Source organism: Lacinutrix salivirga (assembly GCF_053604675.1).
On record NZ_JBSHNP010000116.1, the window covers coordinates 1 to 417 of the forward strand.

Annotated in this window: 1 pseudogene; it reads left to right on the forward strand. The window is 36.2% G+C overall.

Annotated features, from left to right (window positions below):
* Positions 1 to 417: pseudogene (locus ACVC5O_RS10005) on the forward strand (hypothetical protein); the annotation flags it as partial.

Here is a 417-nt window from a genome sequence, read left to right on the forward strand (position 1 = left end):
CGATTACACCTATTCAGTAGCAGATATTGGTACGTGTAGCGATGTAGATGTAGTGGTACAAATAATCGTATTACCATTACCAGAAACAGGAGTTCCAACACCAGCTTTATTTTGCGAGAATGATTTAGCTGCAAATTCACCATTAGATTTATTTGGTCAATTAGCAGGCGAAGATGCAGGAGGAACATGGTCAGACGATGATGCTTCAGGAGCATTAACAGGAAGTGATGTAGATTTAACAGCATTAACCATTGGAGTTTATAATTATTCTTATACGATTACAGATGCTAATGGATGTACAAATACAAGTACAGTAACCATTACAATAGAAGATGCACCAGAATCTGGAGAAGCATTAACACCAATAGAAATTTGTGAAGATGCTTTAACAGATAATTCGCCATTCGATTTATTTAC